This is a genomic window from Bacillus sp. SIMBA_074, assembly GCF_046534555.1.
GTDB classification, from domain to species: domain Bacteria; phylum Bacillota; class Bacilli; order Bacillales; family Bacillaceae_G; genus Bacillus_A; species Bacillus_A mycoides.
On record NZ_JAWRYM010000887.1, the window covers coordinates 1 to 253 of the forward strand.

The following is a 253-nucleotide window of genomic DNA, read 5'->3' on the forward strand; positions in this document are numbered from 1 at the left end:
CGATAATCCTTTGGTCGGACTGCCACAAGTCGTGACCACTCCACACCTGGATGCTTCGACTATTGAGGCCCAAGAAAACGTTGCTGTTGACGTATCCGAAGAGATCTTGAAGGTATTGCGTGGAGAGCCATTCAAAAATGCCGTAAACCTTCCATCGATCCCGGCTCACGTGATGGAAAAAGTACAACCATACTTCACTTTGGGAGAAAAACTTGGTCATTTCTTGGCGCAGGTAACAGTTGGCTCTATCTCG

The 253-nt window shown here is 47.8% G+C and carries 1 pseudogene; it reads left to right on the forward strand.

Annotation, left to right across the window (positions count from 1 at the left end):
- Positions 1-253 (forward strand): annotated as a pseudogene (locus SB773_RS33310) (phosphoglycerate dehydrogenase); the annotation flags it as partial.